Annotated in this window: 21 protein-coding genes, 1 tRNA gene and 1 pseudogene; 9 read left to right on the top strand and 14 right to left on the bottom strand. The window is 59.4% G+C overall.

Annotated elements, in window-relative coordinates; translation table 11 throughout:
* From SYN65AY6A5_RS11260 to SYN65AY6A5_RS11250, 3 genes are all read right to left on the bottom strand, one after another.
* A partial coding sequence (locus SYN65AY6A5_RS11260; RefSeq protein WP_143597165.1) for a helix-turn-helix domain-containing protein occupies positions 1 to 264 on the bottom strand: 264 nt, incomplete at its 3' end.
* A gap of 38 nt (positions 265 to 302) precedes the next feature.
* Positions 303 to 509: a hypothetical protein gene (locus SYN65AY6A5_RS14175; RefSeq protein WP_099812680.1), complete on the bottom strand. Its 207-nt coding sequence runs from the start codon at positions 507 to 509 to the stop codon at positions 303 to 305.
* 541 nt (positions 510 to 1050) lie between these two features.
* Positions 1051 to 1135: transfer RNA gene (locus tag SYN65AY6A5_RS11250), tRNA-Ser, on the bottom strand.
* Positions 1136 to 1349: 214 nt separating this feature from the next.
* On the opposite strand from SYN65AY6A5_RS11250, the gene scpB reads away from it, so the two are divergent.
* On the top strand, positions 1350 to 1904 hold the full coding sequence (gene scpB, locus SYN65AY6A5_RS11245) for an SMC-Scp complex subunit ScpB (RefSeq protein ID WP_011431618.1): 555 nt from the start codon (positions 1350 to 1352) through the stop codon (positions 1902 to 1904).
* 206 nt (positions 1905 to 2110) lie between these two features.
* On the opposite strand, the gene SYN65AY6A5_RS11240 is transcribed toward scpB, so the two are convergent.
* On the bottom strand, positions 2111 to 2761 hold the full coding sequence (locus SYN65AY6A5_RS11240; protein ID WP_011431619.1) for a peroxiredoxin: 651 nt from the start codon (positions 2759 to 2761) through the stop codon (positions 2111 to 2113).
* A gap of 289 nt (positions 2762 to 3050) precedes the next feature.
* Between SYN65AY6A5_RS11240 and SYN65AY6A5_RS11235 the strand changes: the two genes are divergently transcribed.
* A complete protein-coding gene (locus SYN65AY6A5_RS11235) occupies positions 3051 to 4097 on the top strand; it encodes a hypothetical protein (RefSeq protein ID WP_099835724.1) in 1047 nt (348 codons plus the stop codon).
* Positions 4098 to 4146: 49 nt separating this feature from the next.
* On the opposite strand, the gene SYN65AY6A5_RS11230 is transcribed toward SYN65AY6A5_RS11235, so the two are convergent.
* From SYN65AY6A5_RS11230 to csaB, 4 genes are all read right to left on the bottom strand, one after another.
* The gene (locus SYN65AY6A5_RS11230) at positions 4147 to 5229 is read right to left on the bottom strand and encodes a mechanosensitive ion channel family protein (protein WP_011431621.1); all 1083 of its coding nucleotides are present in this window, start codon (positions 5227 to 5229) and stop codon (positions 4147 to 4149) included.
* A gap of 154 nt (positions 5230 to 5383) precedes the next feature.
* Positions 5384 to 6253, bottom strand: coding sequence for an alpha/beta hydrolase (locus SYN65AY6A5_RS11225; RefSeq protein ID WP_011431622.1), 870 nt, complete (start codon positions 6251 to 6253; stop codon positions 5384 to 5386).
* Positions 6254 to 6393: 140 nt separating this feature from the next.
* Entirely contained in the window at positions 6394 to 6978 is a 585-nt protein-coding gene (locus SYN65AY6A5_RS11220; protein ID WP_011431623.1) for a CPBP family intramembrane glutamic endopeptidase, read from the bottom strand.
* Positions 6979 to 7129: 151 nt separating this feature from the next.
* Positions 7130 to 8281, bottom strand: coding sequence for a polysaccharide pyruvyl transferase CsaB (gene csaB, locus SYN65AY6A5_RS11215; RefSeq protein ID WP_240527773.1), 1152 nt, complete (start codon positions 8279 to 8281; stop codon positions 7130 to 7132).
* Between the two features lie 788 nt (positions 8282 to 9069).
* On the opposite strand from csaB, the gene SYN65AY6A5_RS11200 reads away from it, so the two are divergent.
* From SYN65AY6A5_RS11200 to SYN65AY6A5_RS11190, 3 genes are all read left to right on the top strand, one after another.
* Positions 9070 to 11052: a PBP1A family penicillin-binding protein gene (locus SYN65AY6A5_RS11200; RefSeq protein WP_099812676.1), complete on the top strand. Its 1983-nt coding sequence runs from the start codon at positions 9070 to 9072 to the stop codon at positions 11050 to 11052.
* Positions 11049 to 11429 carry a hypothetical protein gene (locus SYN65AY6A5_RS11195; protein ID WP_099812675.1) on the top strand — a complete coding sequence of 127 codons (381 nt, stop codon included), beginning with the start codon at positions 11049 to 11051 and terminating at the stop codon, positions 11427 to 11429. Before SYN65AY6A5_RS11200 ends, SYN65AY6A5_RS11195 begins: the two co-directional genes overlap by 4 nt.
* 263 nt (positions 11430 to 11692) lie before the next feature.
* Positions 11693 to 12292 (top strand): superoxide dismutase, encoded by a 600-nt coding sequence (locus SYN65AY6A5_RS11190; protein ID WP_011431628.1) that lies wholly within the window; start codon positions 11693 to 11695, stop codon positions 12290 to 12292.
* Positions 12293 to 12357: 65 nt separating this feature from the next.
* On the opposite strand, the gene SYN65AY6A5_RS14725 is transcribed toward SYN65AY6A5_RS11190, so the two are convergent.
* A complete protein-coding gene (locus SYN65AY6A5_RS14725) occupies positions 12358 to 13983 on the bottom strand; it encodes a serine/threonine-protein kinase (protein WP_276307413.1) in 1626 nt (541 codons plus the stop codon).
* A 261-nt stretch (positions 13984 to 14244) separates the two neighbouring features.
* Here SYN65AY6A5_RS14725 and SYN65AY6A5_RS11180 point away from each other — a divergent pair, with 261 nt between their 5' ends.
* The 3 genes and pseudogenes from SYN65AY6A5_RS11180 (at position 14245) to glyS (ending at position 18984) form a co-directional block, all read left to right on the top strand.
* Positions 14245 to 16323, top strand: a complete 2079-nt coding sequence (locus SYN65AY6A5_RS11180) for a cation:proton antiporter (protein WP_099884433.1) — start codon at positions 14245 to 14247, stop codon at positions 16321 to 16323.
* Positions 16324 to 16564: 241 nt separating this feature from the next.
* Positions 16565 to 16748, top strand: a pseudogene (locus tag SYN65AY6A5_RS14825) (hypothetical protein); the annotation flags it as partial.
* Between the two features lie 37 nt (positions 16749 to 16785).
* Positions 16786 to 18984, top strand: coding sequence for a glycine--tRNA ligase subunit beta (gene glyS / locus SYN65AY6A5_RS11170; protein ID WP_206336967.1), 2199 nt, complete (start codon positions 16786 to 16788; stop codon positions 18982 to 18984).
* A 42-nt stretch (positions 18985 to 19026) separates the two neighbouring features.
* On the opposite strand, the gene SYN65AY6A5_RS11165 is transcribed toward glyS, so the two are convergent.
* From SYN65AY6A5_RS11165 to SYN65AY6A5_RS11145, 5 genes are all read right to left on the bottom strand, one after another.
* Positions 19027 to 19950 (bottom strand): fructosamine kinase family protein, encoded by a 924-nt coding sequence (locus SYN65AY6A5_RS11165; RefSeq protein WP_099884429.1) that lies wholly within the window; start codon positions 19948 to 19950, stop codon positions 19027 to 19029.
* A 7-nt stretch (positions 19951 to 19957) separates the two neighbouring features.
* Positions 19958 to 20410, bottom strand: a complete 453-nt coding sequence (locus SYN65AY6A5_RS11160) for a hypothetical protein (protein ID WP_011431634.1) — start codon at positions 20408 to 20410, stop codon at positions 19958 to 19960.
* Between the two features lie 112 nt (positions 20411 to 20522).
* Positions 20523 to 21062, bottom strand: a complete 540-nt coding sequence (locus tag SYN65AY6A5_RS11155; RefSeq protein WP_011431635.1) for an ATP/GTP-binding protein — start codon at positions 21060 to 21062, stop codon at positions 20523 to 20525.
* A gap of 56 nt (positions 21063 to 21118) precedes the next feature.
* Positions 21119 to 21673 (bottom strand): protoglobin domain-containing protein, encoded by a 555-nt coding sequence (locus SYN65AY6A5_RS11150; RefSeq protein WP_011431636.1) that lies wholly within the window; start codon positions 21671 to 21673, stop codon positions 21119 to 21121.
* A gap of 53 nt (positions 21674 to 21726) precedes the next feature.
* Positions 21727 to 22095, bottom strand: coding sequence for a roadblock/LC7 domain-containing protein (locus SYN65AY6A5_RS11145; RefSeq protein ID WP_011431637.1), 369 nt, complete (start codon positions 22093 to 22095; stop codon positions 21727 to 21729).
* Between the two features lie 113 nt (positions 22096 to 22208).
* Here SYN65AY6A5_RS11145 and SYN65AY6A5_RS11140 point away from each other — a divergent pair.
* Positions 22209 to 22441: helix-turn-helix domain-containing protein (locus tag SYN65AY6A5_RS11140; protein WP_143597164.1), on the top strand; the 233-nt coding region annotated here is incomplete at its 3' end.

Genomic DNA, 22441 nt, shown 5'->3' with positions numbered 1-22441 from the left:
CAGTTCTTGATACTGCCACAGGTAGAAGTCTGGGTGTTCTGTAATAATTGCCATCACTTCCTGCCGATGTTGTTCCAAAATGCCCACTCGCTTGGTGCCTGCTTTCTTAGGGGCTAAATCTTGAGTTTGTTGGTACTGTCGCACCCAGCGGTGTACTGTTCTTTTGGTCACCATGAAGCGTTTAGCTACCTGGCGGATGGAGGTGTTACCTGCCTGGTAGGCTGCTACAACTCTTTGCCGCAAATCCAAAGAATGAGTCGGCATTCCTTTCTCTCCTTCCTCTTGAATACCTGTACCCTATTTTAAATTAAAAGGCTGTAACTTTGCATTTTTCTCTCGTATTTTTCCATTCTCTCTTCATAAGTCCAGGATTCGTATAAGAAGCGGGCTAAGGTGGCCACACCAGCCATCCCTGCCAAGATTAGAAAGAATGGAGCCTCAGCAATAATCAGCGCAATTAGGGCAACGACTCCAGCTCCAGTTGACAGGGCAGCCTGGAGCTTGTCCATCACACGGGTTGGGAGCTCTGGTAGTTGCGGCTTGACTGGTCGAGGGGGTAGTTGAGGTGGCTCAGGTTCTCTGGGGCGAGGGGGCAGTTCTGGCCCGCTCAGTTGCAGGCTGATGGGGGTGGGAAGAACTATATAGGGATAGCAGTCACTCCGCTCATATTTGAGGATTGGGTGGGGCTTCCAGCTCGGCGTGTGCATTGCGCTCTACTTGATCTGGCGGTTGCCCTGTAATATGCCAGAGGCCACTTTTCCAGTCAATTCTCCCTGGGCCTGTAGAGCTGCAGCTTGTTGTCCTTTTGCACCACCACCCGCTTCCAGCCTGCCTCTGTCCGGTAGATGAAGCTGATGTTTCGGGGCTCCGGGTTGTGCCCCGCTGGCAGCGGTTTGCCCTGGGCCCTGGCCCTCAGTCGGTCGGCTACGTCGAAGAGATAGCCAACCTCTAGATAGGCGTAGAAGGGCCTATCTAGGAGTAGGGGCGTGGTAGGGGGCTAGATCCGCCGAACAGCATTGTGGGTTACTCAATAAAGCAACGGAAAAGCAACGGAGAGGGTGGGATTCGAACCGACGGTGGCGTGAACCACGGCAGTTTTCAAGACTGCTTCCTTAAACCGCTCGGACACCTCTCCAATTCTCTGGGATCCCCAAACCCTATTTATGCTACGCAATTGGCTTCAGGCTGTGCAATTGTACTCCGCACCGAGTAGCGCGATGGGCGAGAAAGCAGACCCTGCCATGGTTTAGCATAGCAACGCTCGCCTTGGCCCAGGCCGCCCCAGCAGGGATCCCTCAGTCTGCAACTGCTGCTATGCTACGGGACAGGTTAGCGGATCCCTTGTCGCTATGCCCTCGCGTCGTTCCAAGTCGGTTTCAGATTCCAGGCCAGAGATAGGAGGGGGGCGTCTTTTAGCCCTGAAAAATCAGATCGAGGCAATCCTCTACCTGAAGGGACAGCCGTTGGCCCTATCGACGCTGGCCCAGTTGGCCCACTGCAGCCGCGAGGAGGCCTACGATGCGCTTTTGGAGCTGATGGAAGACTACGCCCACCGCGATTCTGCCCTAGAGGTGCTGCAGGTGGAGGAGGGGTTTGCTCTGCAGTTGCGGGAGCCTTTTCTGGAGCTGGCCAACCAGCTCTTGCCCCCTGAAATCGGGGTGGGCGCCACCCGTACCTTGGCAACCATCGTTCTACGTGGCCCCCTCTCGCAAGCTGACTTGGTGGAGTTGCGCGGTCAGGGCGCTTACCAACACGTGGCAGAGCTGGTGGAAAAGGGCTTTGTGACCCGCTATCGCAAAGAAGGCAGCCGCTCCCCCTGGTTGCGGGTGACGGATAAGTTCCATCGCTACTTTACAGTGGAGAGGCTGGCCGAAACAGCAGCAGCTTCCTTCCCCGAAGCCTAAACTTGCCGCCCAACTCGATCCCAACCCCACCGGCGATCGTTCTCTCCCAGAAGAGGAGGTTTCGCCTAGGCCAGCGCAGCGCCCTCCGAAACCGTCTTAGGCGGGTTTAAAGAACCATAAAGTCAAGGATCCCCTCGGCGGGGATCCAGAGAAAGGAATCACGGCTTCGGCGGAGAAGGGATCCCTTCCTGCCAAGGGGGGTGGACTTACTTATTGGGCTGAGGGGTGAGCCGCAGGTAGGGCTTGAGCTCCTTGTAACCTTTCGGGAACTTTTCTTTTAGCACTTCAGGATCCTGCAGCGAAGGCGGGATAATGACGTCGTCGCCATCTTTCCAGTCGGCAGGGGTGACGACGCTGTACTTATCCGTCAACTGCAGAGCGTCGATGGCCCGCAAAAGCTCGTCGAAGTTGCGGCCCGTGCTGGCCGGATACGTAAGGATGAGGCGGATTTTCTTGTTGGGATCGATAACGAAAACCGAGCGCACCGTCAAGGGCAGCCCTTCTTGGTTAAGGTTGGTTTGATCCAACATGCCGTAGAGCTGCGAGACCTTGCGGTCTACATCTGCCAAGATGGGGTAGTTCACGATAGCGTTCTGGGTTTCCTCGATGTCTTTCACCCAGCCCAGGTGGGAGTCCACATCGTCCACGCTGAGGGCCAGCACCTTCACCCCCCGCTTTTCAAATTCGGGCATCAGCTTGGCAACGGTGCCCAGTTCGGTGGTGCAGACCGGCGTGTAGTCGGCAGGGTGGGAAAACAACACTACCCAGCTATCCCCGGCCCAGGAGTAGAAGTCAATTTCGCCGTGGGTGGACTTTTGCGTAAAATTGGGAGCTGTATCGCCAAGTCGGAGAGCCATACGCTCTTTCTCCTCAGTAAAGAGTTCAGTCCGGTGAGGCCGGGATCCGGATCCTTGCCATCGATCGATCTACAGTCTATTCTGCCACAAAAACTCCACTTTTCCGAGCGGATTTTAGGATATTTTAAGGTGTTGCCAACTTGCCGGCTAGGGGGAGTGCCCTTTCCCGACGTAAACGATTGTTGCGGGGGAATTAATATTCTGTAAGTTCTTTACAGGCTGCAACGGCGACGTGCTAAGGGTATTGTAGGTAACAGAATCTAGCTTCTCGGGCGAGGCCGTGGGATCGATGGGAAGTGCAGAAACAGCTACAACTTGCAGCTTGGCCACCCTGTGGGCCCAAAAATATGTAGACAAGCTGCGGGCGCAGGCGGCCTTGGGCGAGCTGCTGGGCGCCCAACTGGCCGACAAAGTGAAGGGATCCCTGCGCTTTGCCAGCTCCCAGGCCTGGGCCAAGACAGAGCGGCTCTTGGCTGCTGAAATACCCAAGCAGCGGCTGGATCCGGACTTGATCGATCCCTGGCAAATTGCCGAGGATTCTCGGGATTTATTTGAGGCGGCAGCGGAAAGTTGTGGGGAGGGCCTCTCGCCGGCTCGCTTTTCGGTGCAGATCGCGCCGCTCTGTGGCCGGCTGAGGGCCCGCTACAGCGAACGGGATCCGCGGGTGCTGGGCTTTTTAAGTATGCAATTCCACTACACGGGGCAAATGGTCTTGCAAGCCCTATCCCCTCAAGAGCGCGGCCTCTTCCACCCCTACTTGAAGGTCATGGACGACCACCTCTACATGCCCCTCCAGAGGATGTACGAGGGTGCCGCCGCCCATGCAGGCGATACCTTTTCCGCCCCCCTGGCTGCCGTGCAAGAGCTCTTGCCTCTGGTTACCAGCGTGGCAGAGTCCATCTGTGCTGAGGTGGCGCAGCGTTTCCCAGGCTATCGCTGCGAAAGCGGCCCCTTGACGGATCTGGAGGTGCGGATTTCCAGCATCCGCGATGTGGAGATGTTCCAGGTGTACTTGGGCCTCTGCGTCCTGGAAGGCAGTGTGGCGGCTGTCCAACAAGAGCTGTTTCCCCTGTGTGTGATGCTCTACCCTCCTTTGAAGGTGGAGTGGAAGCTGGTGCGGCAGATGCTGGAGCTTTTGGATGAGGCGCTGCGCTTTCAGCTCACCCCGGCCAGCTACACCGTCCTGCTGCCTTATCTGCGAGCCGTGCAGAGCATGTTCTCGCTGGAGGTTTTCCCCGAAAGCGACCCCATCTGGAGCCATCATCCTGACGTGATGCGCTTTATGGGAACGGCGCAGAACCTGTTGCAAGAACTGATGGGTCAAGGAGCTATCTGAAAACCCGCCGGCAGCCCCATTCCCATCCCACTTCTTTACTAAGAGAGGACTAAGAGAGGTTGGTGAGGGCACCCTGCTGCTTCGAGCTCAGGTAGAGCAACTGCGTTGGGTAGGCAAATTCGATTCCCTGTTCCTGAAAAGTTCGCTTCAGAGCCAAGTTGATGCGCTCCTGCACATCCATGTAGAGGTTGTAGTCTGGGCTGAGCACGTAGTAAACCACTTCGTAATTGAGGCTGAAATCTCCGTAGGCGGCGAAGTGGGCGCGGTCAAATTGGGCGTTGGGCTCGGCTTCGATAATTTGTCTCACCAAGGTTGGAATGGCCTGCAGCTTTTCGGGGGGAGTTTCGTAAACAACGCCAAAGCCAAAAACCACCCGCCGCCGCTGCATACGTTTGTAGTTGCGAATTCGGGATCCGGTGATATCGGTATTGGCCATCACGATCTGCTCTCCGCCCAAGCTGCGTAGGCGCGTGGTTTTGATGCCGATGTACTCTACGGATCCCATAAAATCGCCCAAAATTATAAAATCCCCAATCTCGAAAGGCCGATCCATCAAAATAGAGATATAGGCAAACAGATCCTGTAAGACTCCTTGCGCCGCCAAAGCAATGGCTATACCGCCAATGCCCAAGCTGGCCACCAGTGCTGCCACATCAAAACCCAGATTTTCCAGCAGAAACAAGATACCGATAAGGGTAAACACCACCCGGATCAGAGGGGAGAGCAACAGCAAGCTTTGCTCGGTGGTGGCATCGCCTTTTTTGCGCATCAGGTAAATGCGCAGAGCATACTCTACACTGGCGCTGAGGAGATTGATGCCCAAGTAGGTGCCAACGACAGTGGCCAGGATGTCCAGAGTTTGCCGCAGGACGGTGGCCAAATTTAGGCTGCTCAAACAGACGTAAATCAGAGCCAGGTAGAGCAAAGGGATCAGGTAGCGCTCTACTAGTTGAATAGGAGTATTGCCGGGGATCCCGCTGAGTTTAGAGAACCAACCTGCCAAGGTTCGGAGAACCAAGCCCCGCAACACAGTGCGGATGGCGAAGATCCCGACTACAAAGATGAAAAATACCAGCAGGTAGTTCCAAAGGGGGTTGCCCAGCAGTTGGAAGCTGAGAATCTCCTGAAGCATGGCCTTGAAAACCGCCTTCTTCGGTCAACCAACAGCGAATAAAAGCAGCGGGAAAGCCCAGGGCAAAAGAGTCGCCTGGATTTGCTGCTTCTGTAACCAGTACCCTCTGGGTCTTAGCTAACAAAACAGGGACATCATAACACTGTGTTTATCGCTACTTAGCCGGCTGCTTGGAGAAAGGATGCTCGGGATCCACCAGCTCGGCCACAAATTGGTGCAGGATGGGCAGGTAGCGCTCCCCGGCCACTTGTAGCAAATTGTTGGGATCGGCTCCCTCGATGGGCACCAAACGCTTGGGATCCCGTGCCGCTTGGTAAAGGGCTTCGGCATGCCAGAAGGGGATCAAGCGATCCTGGGTGCCGTGCAAAATCAGCAGTGGGCAGTTGATCTGGGCGATGCGGCTGAGGTTGTCGAAGCGATCAAAAGGCAGCAGCGGGATGCGGGTCAAGACGCGAAAAGCAGTTACAAAGGTCGATTCCAGGATCAGACCCCCCACCGGCTTTTGGGCTGCCAAGTAAACCGAGGGCCCGCCCCCCACCGAGCGTCCGTAAACCAAAATCCGCTCCGGCGGGATCCCCTGCTCCACCAGATAGGCGTAGGCGGCCTCAATGTCCTTGTAGGCACCGGCTTCGGAAGGGATCCCTTCGCTGGTGCCGTAGCCGCGGTAGTCGTAGGCCAAGACGGCAAACCCCCCCTGCTGCAGGCCAGCCAGGCGCGGCAAGATATCTCCCAAGTCCTCGGCGTTGCCGTGGCTGTAGAGGAGGGTATAGGTGGCTTCGGGGTTGGGCAGATACACCGCCGAAATCTGCAGGCCATCGGCGGTGGTGAGCTTGAAAATGGCATCCCCATCCTGGTAGCTGGCGGGGCGAGGCAAAAAGATCAGCCGCTCCGATTGAAACCAGCCCAGCCAGAGCAGGTAGCCGTACACCCCCAGGCCAATAAGCAGCAAGGATCGCCCCACCTGCAGCCCCGGGAAGGATCCCAAAATCCAATTCAAAGGCTTTAACATCCCTCGGCTTGGCATCGAGATAATTCTCCTCACCCCCGGCCCCAGAGGGAGAGGGGGAATTGGTGGCGGCGACGTCGGCAACTAAGGCCTACGGCCCGCTCACGCGAAAGGCCTACGGCCCGCTGACGCGAAAGGCCTACGGCCCGCTGACGCGATCAGGATTCGGCTGGCAAGGCGGAACATTTCCAAAGGCAAACCCCAATCCAGTTAACCAGAGTATGGGCGACGATGGTCACCAGCAGGTTTCCCGACAGCCACACGCCCAGCCCCAGGAGGACGCCCACGGCGCTGGCCCAGACGGCATAGGGCCAACCCTGCCATCCCAGCCAATGCAAAACCCCAAACAAGAGGCCGCTCAAGAGGATCCCGCCCGTCCACCCCAAGGGACTGGCCACCAGGGATCCCATCAGCACGCCGCGAAACAGCCATTCCTCGCTCCAGCCCGGCAGCACCCCCACCCAGAAGATATCTGACCACTGCAGGGGATCCGCCACCAGGTGCAAGTAGGCGGAAGCCGCCCGGCGATAGGCCGGCCAAAGCCAGTAAGCCCCGCAGCTGAGCAGCGCCACCCCCAGCCCCAGCGCCGTTCCCCAGGCAACGGCCAGCGGATCCCAACGGAAGGGCACGCGCAGGGATCCCAGCCAGATCCAGAGGCCGGCGATCACCGCCGCGATCAGGCTGGTCAGGCCCATCCCGATCAGGATCTGTTGGCGCGTACAGGGTTGAATCTCGGCACTCATGGGAGGGGATTTGGCTTGGCACCCTATTCCCAGGGTAGAGCGAATCTCGACAAGGACGGCTGCCTGAATCCACACTGGCAGCGGGGAACACTCCAAGCTCTGAAGGGCGGGGCCTAGGCCGCCATTGTCTCGGTCAACAGGGTAGGAGCTCTCAACTCCCCGCTGCTTGCCAGTGGAGGTGCTGCCTCAACAACTGGGCGTGCTGGGCCGATCGCTCCACCCAAACGGCCACTTGGTCAGGGCCGAGGGCCGGCCCATCGGCATAGCAGGCCAACCAAGCCCGGTGCAAAGCTTCCGGATCCTCTGGGATCGCCTCGAGATCCCAGCCGGGCATGCCCAATTCCTCAAGCAGCGTTGTCACCTTGGGATCGTAGCTGAGGCCAAAGCAGGCACAGCCCTCGGCTGCCGCCATCACCAGGCCGTGGTAGCGCATCACAATTGCCAATTTCACCCCCCGAAAGACCCCCTTTAAAAGATAGGGATCCCGAATTTCCAACACCTGGCTGTGGCCGGGCAAGCGCTGTTGCAGCCGTTGCGCCAAGCGGTAGTCTGGCCCCAGGTCGGGGGATCCAGGCGGAGCCAGTTGGAAGGGCAGCAAAAGCAGATAAGCTCCGGTGGCAGCCTGGAGGCGTCTCAGGCCCTCAGCCAAAATCTCCAATCGCGCTGGAGTGAGCTGGGGATGCTGCCGCAAGACCACGGCAATGCGGGGCTGAGGCCATCTTTCCCACTCCGGCAGGGTTTTGGAGGGCAGGCCCCAAACCGGATCCGGGGCCACCTGATGGGGGATCCCCCAGGCTCGCAGCCATTGAGAAGCAACGGCGTCGCGCACGCTGATGGCTGTACAACCTGCTAGAGCGCGGCGGGCCAGCTCGCGGATCCAGCCCCGCTGCAACGGCCCGATCCCCTGGGCCCAGGCCAAGGTTTTCAGCCCCCGCCGCTGGGCCCAGAGCATCAGTCCCAGGTAGTAGAGGGGGCTGCGCCAACTGGTGCGATCCTGCAGCAGGCTGCCCCCACCCCAGATAAAAGCTTGAGACTGCCTCAGATAGCGCCGCAAAGCCCAGCCATCGAAGCGCGGGCAGGCCAGTACCCCATAGGTGGCAGCCGTTTCCGCGGGGCGAGGAGAGAGCACCACCGGCTGTACAGGGCCGGACAACTGCTGGAGTTGCCGCAGTAGGGCCAGCAACAACGCCTCGTCGCCGGCATTGCCGTAGCCGTGGTAGCCACAGATCAAAACCCGTGGCCCCTGCATCGAGCCGATTTGCTCAGGCAAGTTGCGCCGGGATCCCCAATCAGTAGCAGTCAAGGTTGGTCGAACTCGGCCCGTTGCATCGAGAACCTAATCCAGCCTACAGCTTCCTTCCGGGATCCAGAGCGCTGCCGGCGCAGACATCTCCCTTGCAGCGGAAGGTCTCAGACAGGTCTTCCTTGATGTTCTCCCCACGGCTATAGCTTGCTTCCGCGCAGCGCTCTGCCAGGGGGGTCTTTCTCAGCTTGTGGGATGGCTCCCACTTGCCGAGCTGCCCAGAGCATGCGGTTTGCATCGCAGGGGACGCCGTAACCCCAACTCCCAGACCTATGGCCCGCTTGCGGGAAGGGATGTGGAAACACCCCAGATACTTCCTCTTCTTGCCGCAGTTTCGTATCTCGGCTATTGCTCTAGCCACCTGGCAAGACGCTGCCCTGGATCTTCTGGCCCTGCCAACACTGCCAATGACAAGAGTCCTGGATATCGAGATAGCGCTTCCAGGCGCAAGATCTCAACGCGGTGGGACAGGGATCCCTTTTGCAGAAAAGTTTGCTAAGCAGTTCTAACTGAGTTTTTCGCACGTCGATAACAATCTTGCCGCCCTTCTGGGGCGAGATAGCGGCGAGGCAGCCGCCTGCCCTGCGAAACAGCATGTCGAGATCCGGGCTGGTAGGGAACTGGGGATCCCAGCAGCCAGCAGACAAAGCACTCGGAAACCCCCCACGCTCACCCGGATTTGGCCCACTCAGAGAGGGAAAGGATCCCCTGCCGGCCTAAGAAGCGCCGCCCTATAATGGGTCAGACTTGCGGTCGCTCCGCAACGCTGAAGTGACGGGGTTTTTGAGGTGACCTACGGTCGCAGACCATCGGCCCGCTGGGCTAGGAATTCGGCTTCGCAGCATCCTTACAGCCGCCCCTTTCCGGGGTATGACGAGTATGCCGACGCCGCCCGACCCGCTCGCCCCTCCTGGAGAGCTCAGGCCGCCGCCACGGTGGGCAACCTGTTGCTGGGATCCCTGCTCTTGGGATCTACAGCGACGGCTGCCGGCTTGATGGGGTTGGCCATCAGCTTCCGCAACCTGCCCGATGTGCATCAATTGCGGGACTACGTGCCGGTGGCCACCACCCACATTGTCGATATTCGCGGCGAGCCGATTGCCAGCTTGCACGGGGAAGCCAACCGGGAAGTGATCTCGCTGGAAGAGGTCTCGCCGGAGATGAAAAAAGCCCTGCTGGCCATTGAAGACAGCCACTTCTACACCCACCCCGGCATCAACCCGGTCAGTTTGGGCCGGGCGCTGCTGGGCAGTGTTGAAGGGGGGTTGGGCTCGGCAGGAGGCGGCTCCACCCTGACGATGCAACTGGTGAAGAACCTGTTTTTGAGGCCGGAGCGCACCCTCAGCCGCAAGGTGGCCGAGATTGTGCTGGCGGTGCGGCTGGAGCAAGTCTTTACCAAAGACGAGATCCTGGAGATGTACCTCAACCAGGTGTACTGGGGGCACAACCTCTACGGCATCCAGGCGGCGGCCCGCAGCTACTTCAACAAGGATGCGGCGGAACTGAACTTGGCGGAAGCAGCGATGTTGGCCGGGATCCTGCCGGCCCCGGAAATCCTCAGCCCCTTTCGCAACCTGGAAGGGGCCAAGCGACGGCAGCGGCTGGTGCTGGATCGCCTGGTGGAGCTGAACTGGGTTACCCCGGAAGAGGCCCAGGCGGCACGGGAGCAAGAATTGACCTTGGGCCGCATCACCTCCTTCCAGAGCAACGCCCCGGCGGTTACCGACGCCATTGAGGCAGAGCTGCGGCGCCGCTATGGCGAGCAGGCCATCCTCCAGGGGGGGCTGCGGGTTCAGGCCACTATCGACCTGCGGCTGCAGCGCATTGCCCAGCGCATTGTCAACGAAGACGGGCCTCGCATCGGAGCTGCTCGCCGGGCCGACCAGATGGCCCTGGCGGCGGTGGATCCCCGCACCGGCTATGTCAAGGCCCTGGTGGGCGGCATCAACGCCCAACGGGGCCAATTTAACCGCGCCACCCAAGCCTTTCGCCAAACGGGATCCACCTTTAAGCCCTATGTGTACTACGCGGCTCTGGCTACCGGCCGCTACGGGCCCAACAGCATCCTCTACGACACTCCCATCACCTATCCTGGCTCGCCTCCCTACAGCCCGAAAAACTACGACAACACCTTCTACGGCCCCCTCACCTTTGCCCGCGCCTTGGAGCTCTCCCGCAACGTGCCCACCGTCAAGCTGGCAGATGAAGTCGGGATCCGCAACGTCATTGCGGCAGCCCAGGCCACGGGCATCAGTGCCGAGATGTTTCCCAACTTGGCCACGGCCCTGGGCTCGGCCAGCGTCAGCCCCCTGGAAATGGCCGCCAGCTATGCGGTGTTTGCCAATGGCGGCTACCGGGTGGAGCCAACTCTCTTGGCTCAGGTGGTGGATCGCAACGGTCAGATTCTCTTCGAGGCCAAGCCCCAGCCGCAGCGGGTTTTGGATCCCTGGGCGGTGGCCACCCTCAACCAGATCCTCAAGGGGGTGGTGACCCAGGGCACGGGGACGGCGGCCCGTCTGGACGATGGGCGCCCGGTGGCCGGCAAAACCGGCACCACTTCCGATTTTCGCGACGCCTGGTTCATCGGCTATGTGCCGCAACTGTCCACCGCCATTTGGATCGGCAACGACAACAACTCCCCTATGTTGCCGGGCACGGCAGGAGGCGCCTTTGTCGCCCCCACCTGGAAGCGCTTCATGAGCGAGGCCCTGCAAGGGATCCCACCCCAAGACTTCCCCAGCCCCCAGCAATTTCTTCCCCCCCGGCCATGAGCAATAGCGAGGAGCGGCTGGCGCGCATCGAGCGCGCCGTCGAGGCCAACGCTCAGGCCATCGCCCAACTGGCCCGGCAAAACCAAGAGCTGATGCAAACCATTGCCGGCACCGAGGAGCGCATTGCCAGAGCCGAGGAACGCATTGCCAGAGCCGAGGAACGCATTGCCAAAGCCGAGGAACGCATTGCTGGCGCCGAAGAACGTCTGGAGGCCGAGGTCAAACGCTGGGACGAGCGGTTTTTCCAGCTCAGCCGCGATACCCTCAACTTCACCCGCAATGTAGTGACCATCGCCGCCATCACAGCGGTTTTGATCCCCCTGCTCAGGGATGTCGCTCCCCTGCTGATCGAGCTGCTGCGGGAGGGATCCCGTTAGCCCTCTGTAGCTGGGACATCTCGCTTTTCCAACCGCTGGCCAACAAGTGGTTATCGGCAATTGCGCTGAGACAGCCGCGATTCCACCTCTCTGGGGTCGAGCAGGGTTCCAACCGGAATCGAGGTGTCCAAGGGATCCCAGCGCGTACTGATTCTGAGTTACACTAAAACTGCAAAGAAAGGTAACGCCTTTTTCTGGTTATCCTGACCCTTCGCCGCGTTCTTTCTTGCATTCCTTGCACAAGACACAGAGGACAGACGATTATGGCTTTTGAACTCCCGGCTCTGCCCTACCCTGCCGACGCCCTCAAGCCCTATATGTCGGCGGAAACCTTCTCCTACCACCACGGCAAGCACCACGCCGCCTACGTGGCCAACCTAAACAAGCTGATCGAAGGCACCGAGCTGGCCAATAAGTCGCTAGAAGAAATTATCAAGACCACGTTTGGGGATCCCGACAAAGTGGGCATCTTCAACAATGCCGCCCAGGTCTGGAACCACACCTTTTTCTGGGAATCCATGAAGCCAGGTGGGGGCGGCGCGCCGACGGGGCCCATCGCCGACAAGATCAACGCCGATTTTGGCGGCTACGACAAGTTTGTCGAGGCCTTCAAAACGGCGGCGGCCACCCAGTTTGGCAGCGGCTGGGCCTGGCTGGTGCTGGACAACGGCACCCTCAAGGTTACCAAAACCCCCAACGCCGAAAACCCGCTGGTGCACGGCCAAGTGCCCCTGCTCACTTTGGATGTCTGGGAGCACGCCTACTACCTGGACTACCAAAACCGGCGGCCCGACTTCATCAGCGCCTACCTGGAGCACCTGGTGAACTGGGATGCCGCCAATGCCCGGCTGGCTGCTGCCTGACTGACTCTCTTCTGGGATCCTCTGACGGGGGATCCCATCGAGGACTAGCCTTGCCCAGCTCTTTGCTAGGGGATCCTCAGGGATCCCTTTTTTTTCGGCCTAGTCCTTCCCCAAGCGTTCCCGCTCTTCGCGCAGGCGTTCCAGGAAACTGGGCGTGGGGTTTTGGGCAGGGGTGGGGGAGGCAGCAGGAGGAGCGGCCCGATTGATGGGGGGAAACAAGGGTTGGTTGATGGGCTGTGGGGGGAGAGGCTTGGCTGGGACACGAGCTGGAGAAGGTGGAGCAGCGGGTGTGGGCACTGCAACCGGTCGGGGCGGGGGCGCAGCGGGGACAGGGGTGGGTGGGGGGGCGGCGAAGTGGGCGGGGGTGCTGGGGCGGTTGCCGGTGTGGGCGTGGGTTCGGGTTGAGGAGGGTCTTGAGGGTTGTCCCGAGCCGGATCCGGATCATCTTCAAACGCTGGCTCACCCGCTGGATCCCGCAGCAGCCAGTCCAGCAGCGGCTCCGGGATGGCTTGCTGCCCATCGGTGGCAGGGGGCAGCGGAACAGCAGGCGGTCTCTCCATGCCTGTGCCCGGATCCAAGAGCAGACGCAGGCCCCAAAAAGTGCTCCCGGCAATGGCGGCCAAAAGGGCTATCCCTCCCCAGAGGGGGAGCGGCCTACCTTTGGGCTCCGGCTGGGCGCTGAGCCGATGGGCGCCTTCCTGACCATCGAGGGCTGCCAGGGTGCGCTCGGAAAAGGGCGAGGTTGTTGGAGGGGGGGTGAGGGCAGAGCCGGCGCTGCTGTCAGATTGCAGGGATCCCTCCAATTGGGCGCTGAGAACCTTCATATCTTGGGGCCGCCGGTCGGGATCTTTGGCCAGACAGGAGAGCACCACCTGTTCCAGCTCCAGCGGAATTTCATAGGGCAAATTTGCGCGATTGAAGGGTTGGGGCTGCTGGTAATTGTGGGCCTCGTACCAGCCGGGGAAAGAATCGCTCTTCGGCTGGAGGGGGTGTTGACCGGTCAGCATGCGGTAGAGCACCACGCCGAACGAGTAGATATCGGAGCGGGGATCCAGTTCCTCGCCGCGCACCTGTTCGGGAGAGGCGTAGCGCACTGTGCCCAAAAAGCCGGTGGTTTGGGTGCCGAGGGCCAGGGAAACATCGCTGAGCAGCTTGGCAATGCCGAAATCCAGGATCTTGACCGTCTCCCCCAGGGTCTCATCTTTCAAGACAAAGAGATTGCTGGGTTTGATGTCGCGATGGATCACCCCCTTGATGAGGTGGCCATCTTGCTCGGTCTCCAAGTTGTGGGCGTAGTAGAGGCCAGCACACACCTGGCGGGCGATCTTCACCACCTGTTGCGGCGGCAGCAGCGGCTGCTTGAGCAGCAGTTCTCCCAAGCTGCGCCCCGTCAGGTATTCCATCACCAGATAGGGTTGGTTGTTCTCCAGGCCGTAATCCAGCACCTTGACAATGGCCGGGTGCTCCCCCAGCAGCGTGCTGATGCGAATTTCCTGCTGAAAGCGCTTGAGCAAGTGACGACGGGTGTTTTCATCGCCTGCCAAGTTCTGGTGCAACAGCTTCACCGCCACCGGGCGATTGAACAGGCGGGTATCCACAGCCTTGAACACCTGCCCCATGCCCCCTGCCGCAATGCTCTGAACCAGTTGATAGCGCTGACCGATCACTTTTCCAGGAGCAAGCTGGTTCATAAGCGGCCCAAGAGCATGTACCCTCCGATTTTAATGGGTGTCTCTCGAAAGTTTCTCTCGCCTCTTTGCGGGCGCCACCGCCAGGCTGTCTTCATTCCCAGCGTGTTTTTGATGTATTTTGAATGCTTGTTAAACGTCCTGTCGGAGATTGAAGACTGGACGAAGGCTGCGAGCGATGGGGAGCTATCTGGATCTGGATGAATCTGATAGACTCAGGCGGGCGCTTTGCCGAGTCTCTGCGTTGGTGTCTGTCGGGTATTTATGCGAGCTAGCTGGCTGCAAATCTCAGGGATCCCTCTGGCCACGCTCGGCCCGGTGAAAAACCCGGTGCTGGTGTTCCTGATCATCCTGACGATCATGCTGGTGGCGCCGCTGCTGTTTGAGCGGCTGCGCCTGCCGGGGATCATCGGCCTGATCTTGGCCGGCTTGGTGGTGGGGCCCTACGGCTTGGGCATCCTGCAGCGGGACGAGACCATCGTCTTATTGGGCACCGTGGGGCTGCTGTTTCTCATGTTCATGGCCGGGCTGGAGACCAGCCTGGAGGATCTGAAGCTAAATGCCTGGAAGGCCAGCATCTTCGGAGCGCTCACCTTTCTGTTGCCAATGGTGATCGGCACGACGGCCATGCTGGCTTTGGGGTATGGCTTTTTGGCGGCGGTGCTGGTGGCCTCGTGTTTTGCCTCCCATACCCTCATCGCCCTGCCGATCGTCTCCAAGTTGGGCCTGATGCGCTTGCAGACGGTGACGGCCACCTTGGGGGCGACGCTAATTACCAATGTCTTGGCGTTGTTGGTGCTGGCGGTGGTGGTGCGCGCCCACCAAGGCGAGCTGACGCTGCAATTTTGGCTGACGCTGATCCCCTCGATTGCCCTCTACACCTTGGCCACCCTCTGGGGGGTGCCCAAGCTGGGCGGTTGGTTTTTCCGGCGCTTTGGCCACGACGAGGGGGCAGAGTTTACCTTTGTGATTGCCACCTTGTTCGTGGTGGCCTACGGAGCGGGGTTGATCGGCATTGAGCCGGTGGTGGGCGCCTTTTTGGCCGGGACGGCCATCACCCCCATCATCCCCCAGCTCAGCCCCCTCATGAACCGCATTCAGTTTATCGGCAACACGTTGTTTGTGCCGTTTTTCTTGATCTCGGTGGGGATGCTGATCAATCCCGGCATCCTCTTCGGCGAGCCGCGCACGCTGCTGGTGGGCGGAGTGATGATCGCAGCAGAGGTGGTGAGCAAGTTTCTGGCCGCTTGGATCCCGGCCCAACTGTTTGGCTGGCGCTTTGCCAGCACGATGATCATGTTCGGTTTGTCGATGGCTCAGGCGGCGGCTACCCTGGCGGCGATCACGGTGGCCTTTAACGTGGAGTTGGTGGATGAGCTGACGGTGAACGGCACCATTGCCATGATCCTGGTGACCTGTGTTGCCTCGCCTTGGATTGTGGCCCGCTGGGGAGAGCAAATGCAGCCAGCCGAAGTGGCGGCAGAGTCCACCGAATTGCCCAAGCCGGATTGGGGAGCTCGCGTCTTGGTGCCGGTGGCCAACCCGGATACTGAGAGGAACCTGTTACAGTTGGCTTTGATTTTGGCCAAAAAAGATGGGGGAACGCTGCTGCCGCTGCATGTTTTGTCTGACCGCGCCGGGATCTCGCCGGCAGCCCTGGCCCGGCAGGAGCAATTGTTGACCTTTGCCGAAGCTCTGGCCCACAGCGCCGTGACCCGAGTGGAGCCGATCCGGCGGGTGGATGACTCGGTGGAAAAAGGGATCATTCGCTCGGCGGCGGAACGGCGGGCGACCTTGGTGATCCTGGGCTGGAAGGGCTACTCCACCTATACAGAGAACTTTTTCGGCAGCATCATCGACGCGGTGGTGCGGCAGGTGGGGATCCCAGTCTTGATTACGCGGTTTCCAGTACCCATCGAGACGGCGCGCCGCATCCTCTTGGTTGCACCGGAGCTGGAGGTCTCTCCCGGATCCCTGCAGCAGACCATTGGGCTGGCGCAAACGCTGGCCGGCGAATTGAAAGCAGGTTTGCAGATCCTGCTGGTGCAAACCCGACCTGGGCGGAAAAGCTCCCCAGCCTTGCCGGCAGAAAGCTATGCCCACTTGCCGGTTCAGCGGGTGCAGGGGGGGGTGGTGGCGGAAGCCTTCAAAGCGCTGCAGCCAGGAGATGTGTTGGTATTGGTTCCCAGTGAAACCGGCAACCGGTCGCGCCTGGGCCGAGAGCCGGAGACCATCGCCCGCAACCGACCCAGCCTTCCCATCATCGTGGCGCATTTGCCGCGGGATTCAGCTCATCCCTTGCGCCAAGGAGATGGGGTTCTGGCGGCCGCAGAGCCCACTTGACAGGGATGGCATTGGGGTGTTGTCTGGCGGACTGGAGCTCTTGTCTCAACGACGCCCCGGCTCCCCTGGTAAACTGGGATACCCCAGGTTCGGAGCAGTCGTGAGCCAGAAGGGAGGCCCAGAGCCATAGACTATGTTGATTGAGGAAGTGGGGATGGTACCCTACGGAGCACAGGAGCATGACTCTAGTCAATAATAATCAATAATAAGCTCAACTATACTGAAAATGACGTATGATATGTTCAGTACGGATTACTACCAGTTGATCTTTCTGTTTACTTTCGAGTCTGCCAACATGGTAGCCAAAGCAAAGCAGAAAATTGGTAGTAAGACGACACGGAAACTGCGCTTTGGGTATTCTACTCAAAGCTTTGCGGGATACCGCCATTCTGGTTGGAAACAAACAGAATGCTATCGCTGCATAGTTGAACAGTGATGTTCAGCAGTGTTCAGCGTAAATGTATCAGTATGGTTGCCTATTTGCTAGAAGTCGGCTGTGAAGAGCTCCCAGCCAGTTTTGTGGATTCGGCTCTGGAGCAGTGGCGAACCGGGATCCCGGCCTCTTTGGCGGAGGCCCATTTGCAAGCGGAGCAGATGCAGCTTTTCGGTACGCCGCGCCGCCTGTCGGTTCTGTTGCAGGGGTTGCCCACCCAGCAGCCGGATCGCACTTTGGAGGTGAAGGGGCCGCCAGTGCAGGTGGCCTACCAAGATGGCCGGCTCACCCCCGCCGGGGAAAAATTTGCCCAAAAACAAGGGGTGGATCCCGGCAGCCTGGAAATCCGGCAAGTGGGCAAGGGATCCTTTGTGTTTGCGGTGCAGCGGGTGCGGGGCCGACCGACGGCGGCGGTGCTCCAGGAATTGGCGCCCACCTGGATCACCAGCTTGAGCGGCGAACGGCTGATGCGCTGGGGCTATGGAGACCTGAAGTTTCCCCGTCCCATCCGCTGGCTGGTTTCCCTTTGGGAGGATCAGGTGTTGCCTTTGCTCTGGCCTACCTCCGAGGGAAATCCTTTGCCGGGCTTGGTGGCGGGGCGGGTGAGCCGGGGGCACCGCGTTTTGGGATCCCAGCAGGTTGTCCTGGAGCGGGCCGAGAGCTACGTTCAGCAAATGCAAGAGGCGGGGGTCAGCCCCGATCCAACAGCGCGAGAGGCATACATTCAGGCTGAGGTGACCAAGCTGGCCAGGCAGGTGAATGGGGAAGCCCAGATCCCTGCTCCTTTGCTGCGGGAGGTGGTGCAGTTGGTGGAGTGGCCGACGGCGGTTCTGGGGCGCTTTGAGCCGGAGTTTTTGCGATTGCCCGTGGCGGTGATCGAGACGGTGATGATCACCCACCAGCGCTACTTCCCAGTGCGGGATGGCCGGGATCCCCAGAAACTGCTGCCCTACTTCATCACCATCTCCAACGGCGACCCCCGGCAAGCAGAGCGGATTGCAGCAGGCAACAGCCGGGTGGTGCGGGCACGCCTGGCCGATGCTCGCTTTTTCTACGAGGAGGATCGGCGGATCCCGTTGGCCCAGCGGGTGGAACGCCTGCAGGCAGTTACCTTTGCCGAAGGGCTGGGATCCATGCGCGACAAGGTGGAGCGCATCCGCCAAATTAGCCGTCTCATCGCCGCTGCCTTGAAGTTGGATCCGCAGGAGCAGGCGCTGGTGGATCGCACCGCTTACCTGTGCAAGGCGGATCTGGTGACCCAGATGGTGTACGAGTTTCCCGAGCTGCAGGGGATCATGGGCGCCGAGTACGCCCGGCAGGATGGGGAACCGGAGGCGGTGGCGGAGGGGATCGAACAACACTACTGGCCCCTGGGGGCAGGGGAGGCCTTGCCCGCCTCTTTAACCGGACGGGTGGTGGGCTGGGCGGATCGCCTCGATACCCTGGTGGGCATGTTTCGCTTGGGGCAGATCCCTACTGGTTCTTCGGATCGCTTTGCCCTGCGGCGGGCCGCCAACAGCCTGGTGTTGATTGCCTGGGATGCCGGCTGGACCTTTGACTTCAACTCCCTGTTGCAGAGGGTGGTGCAGGACTACGCGGCAGGCGACGAGAAGACCTTGAAGGCTTTGCAGGAGTTTTTGCTGCAGCGGCTGCAAATCCTTCTGCAGGAGGAAAAGCGGATTGATTACGACCTGGTCAGGGCAGTGGTTGGGGATCCAGAAGCGCTGCAAGAGGGGGAGCCAGCAAAGTCCGACCTCCCTCGGCGAGCCTTAGCCAACCTGCCCCTCACCCTGCTGCGGGCTGAGTACCTGCAACACCTGCGAGCCACCGGGGAATTGGCGGATCTCTACCCCACCCTCAATCGCTGTGCCCGCCTGGCCGCCCAGGGAGACTTGGACAGCGCCGTGCTGGATCCGGCAGCGGCTGTGGATGCCGACCTGTTGCAGGAGGCGGCAGAACGGGAGCTGTACAAGGCTTGCCAGAGGGTTTACCGCCTGGGGGTGGAGCCAGCCCTCCAAGGAGACTTTACCCCACTGGTGGAGGGCCTGCAGGCAGCAGCCCCCGCAGTGGATCGTTTTTTCGAGGCGGTTTTGGTCATGGATCCGGATCCCAGGCTGCGGGCCAACCGGCTGAACCTGTTGGGGGTATTGCGCAACCAGTCCCGTTTGCTGGGAGATATGGGAGCTGTGGTCATGGCAGGAGAGGCTGCGCCAGCAAAGAGCCACTAAGGAACCAGTAACTGGGCGCAATCATCCTTGGGGGCGGGAGATTCATCCAAGAAAGCTTAAGCATTGCTGCAAGGCCCGCTGCACTGAGCCCAGGTAGCCCTCTCCAAACAAGTTGAGATGGTTGAGCCAGTGGTAGAGCTGGTAGAGGGGCTTGCGCTGGCAATACCCCTCGTCCAGGGGATAGGCCTCTTGATAAGCCCGGTAGAACTCTGCCGGGAAGCCGCCAAAAAGCTCGGTCATCGCCAAATCCGTCTCCCGATCCCCGTAGTAGGTGGCTGGGTCAAAAATCACCGGCGAGCCGTCGGGCAAGGCGCCGTAGTTGCCGCCCCAGAGATCCCCGTGCAGCAGAGACGGGACGGGTCGGTAGTCCAGAAAGAAAGTCTCTAGCTCCGCCATTACCCGCTCGGCTTGCGCCACCCACGCGCCGCGGTAACCCCGCTGACAAGCCAGCTTGACCTGGTAGAGCAGTCGCTGTTCCCGGTAGAAGTCCAGCCAGTTCTGTCGCCAACTGTTGATCTGCGGCGTCGAGCCGATGGTGTTGTTGCGATCCCAGCCGTAGTGGCCGTTGGGGGAGAGCGTGCGGTGTAACTGGGCCAACTGGGATCCCAGCAGACTCCCCGTTTGGGGGCGGGGCGAGCTCAGCTCCAGATATTCCAACACCAGGTAGGCTTGCCCACCGACGGATCCCCAGGCCATCGGCTGCGGCACCCGCACAGCCTTGGCTGCCGCCAAAGTTTGCAGGCCTGCCGCTTCCGCCGCAAACATCTCCAGCGCTCCCTCTCCTCCCCGTGCCACTTTAACAAAGTAGTCCCTAGTTTCCTGGGCAGAAAAAGCTTGGAGCGCACAGGAGAGCCGGTAGGCAGCGTTGATGCTGCCCCCGCCCACAGGACGGTAGTGTAGAGGACGCAAGGGATCCCCTGTGATTTCAGAAAGGTGCTGAGCGACAGCCTGCCAAAAGTTCTGCATCAGTACCCTATTTTCCTTCCGTGGGCGTCGCTGCCTCAGGATCTAAAACAGCTCCTGCCCCGTAGGAGTCGATGTCAACCGCTTGGGATCCCCCCACCGCCAACAGCTCCATCAGGGATCCCAGCCGCCACCAGATCAATCCTGCTGTGCTGAAGACAAGGATCCCGCCCACCAGAGCAGCCAAGCCCAAAGATAGGCCAAACACGTTCAAACAGGCAGCCACAAAGCCGAAGGTAAACACACAGCAGAGAGTATAGGTGAGGATCACCCCCGGCGTGCGGTAGCGAATCTGCCCCTGGCTCTCTCGGTTCTGCTGCCAAAGAGCTACCTGGTACTCCAACTTGTCTTTAAAGATGATGCCGAAAATAACCGCGAAGAAGCTGAGCAGGGCAATGGCCGAGTAGATAGGGGGGTTGACAAAGCTACGGGAAAACTCGCCGCCAGCGTAAAGAGACTCCATGAAGCTTACCTGATCCCAGTCCTCCTTAGCTTAACATTTCTTAGCATCTTCTGCTGCGGAGTCAGCATCTAAGAGAAATCGGAGCAGGTCGAGCCGTCTCAGCTACCCCCTCTCAGACAACCACCTGGGGCATCAGTTGCTCAACCAATAGGAGCAGAGTATTGGCCACAGAGGCCGGCTCTTGGGCATTTAGGGTCGTGTGGGGAATCGATTGGTTGTTCAAGATCAGCAAAATGTCTTCTGGATCCCAGGCATTGGGGTGATCGACATGGGTGATCCCAATAACCGAGGGAACATCTGTCCTCGCCTTCATGAAAGCTTGAATAGCCTGAGCGTTGCGAAACTGACCGGGCAGGTGGGCGGGCACCAAAAGGATGTACCCATGGGCGCGCCGGATCAAAATATCCCACATAAAGCTGAAGCGGGCCTGGCCGGGGGTGCCGTAGAGATGCAGCCACATCTCTTCTTCCTCTTCTCCGATCCTCAGGCGGCCAAAGTCCATGCTGACCGTTGTGCTCTGCTTCAGCTCTGCCACCTCATCGGTGGCCTTGCGATCTGTATCGACCACTTCGATCTCACTAATGGTGCGGATAAAAGTGGACTTTCCAGCCCCCACCGGCCCGGTTACGACGATGCGGAGAATGTTGTCCATAGTCAGCCCCTGCCCTAAACCCCTAGCCTAAATCTGCCCCTAGAGCCCTTGCCGAATTAAGAAGCTAAGTTGCTGGCGCCGGTGGCAATAAGACGCTTAAACAACGCCTCGCTCATGCCCGTTTCCTGCTGCACAGCGTTGTAAGCCACCTCCAGATAGGCTTGCTCGATAAAGGAGAGATCGATCATGCAGACCTTGCTCAGGCTCATCCGCAGTTGCTCGGGCTTGCCCTCTTTGACCAGCCGGCGGCTCACCTCCTGCACAACCGTGGCCATGGCCGGCACCACGTGTTGAGGGCCAATGCCAACGCGCACATGAACTAGGCCAATTTTCCAGCGGCGCTCGGCGTACTGGGGGCCCCAGTTGTCCATGCCTGTAAACATTTCCTTAAACCAGTCCGTAAAAGTCTGGCCCAGCCGTTGCCGGTTGTGCTTAGCAATAACAGCTGCCATCTCAGCATCGCGATCCAAATAGCCGTAAAAGGCATCCGACATTTCTGTGGCGATGCTGCTGCCCCAGTCGGCACTTTGCTGCAAAATCTTCCTGTCTTCGTCTGTAAATTCGGTGCGCGAGATCAAGACTTGCAGCAGCTCCAAAGGTTTGATAGTCATAGTTCCCTCAAAATCAAGCGAAAATCAAAACCCAGCTTCCCTGCTTAGCTTGCCTACTTCATCGCTTCTGCAATGCTTGCGGCCACTCGCTTCATTTCCAAAAAGAGCAAGCCTTGCTTAACTTCATGGCTGGCTAGCGTCAGCAAAACGGCGTCAGGTCCGCAACTGGTTAAAACGCCGTACCCTTTTTCTCCCTGCACAAAAATTCTCTCTATGGCTCCGCGGCTCAGCTCTTTCCCAATTCGTTCCCCCAGAGAAAGCATAGCCGCCGACATGGCCGATGCCCTTTCTTCGTCCATGCCTGCCGGCAATGCAGAGGCCAGAGGCAAGCCATCTGGCGTGACCACTGCTGCTCCTTGAACTTCCGGCGTGCTGGAAACGTAATTCTGGAGAATTGCTTGCAAAGAGGATAAATTAGCCATCCTTTCTCTCCCTGCTTTCAAGACTTTTTGTCATTTTTTCTCGTATCTATTTGCTGATACAGCCTTTTAATTTAAAATAGAGTACAGGTATTCAAGAGGAAGGAGAGAAAGGAATGCCGACTCATTCTTTGGATTTGCGGCAAAGAGTTGTAGCAGCCTACCAGGCAGGTAACACCTCCATCCGCCAGGTAGCTAAACGCTTCATGGTGACCAAAAGAACAGTACACCGCTGGGTGCGTCAGTACCAACAAACTCAAGATTTAGCCCCTAAGAAAGCAGGCACCAAGCGAGTGGGCATTTTGGAACAACATCGGCAGGAAGTGATGGCAATTATTACAGAACACCC

The organism is Synechococcus sp. 65AY6A5, from assembly GCF_002760415.1.
GTDB lineage: Bacteria > Cyanobacteriota > Cyanobacteriia > Thermostichales > Thermostichaceae > Thermostichus.
This window is presented reverse-complemented; position numbering and strand designations above follow the sequence as displayed.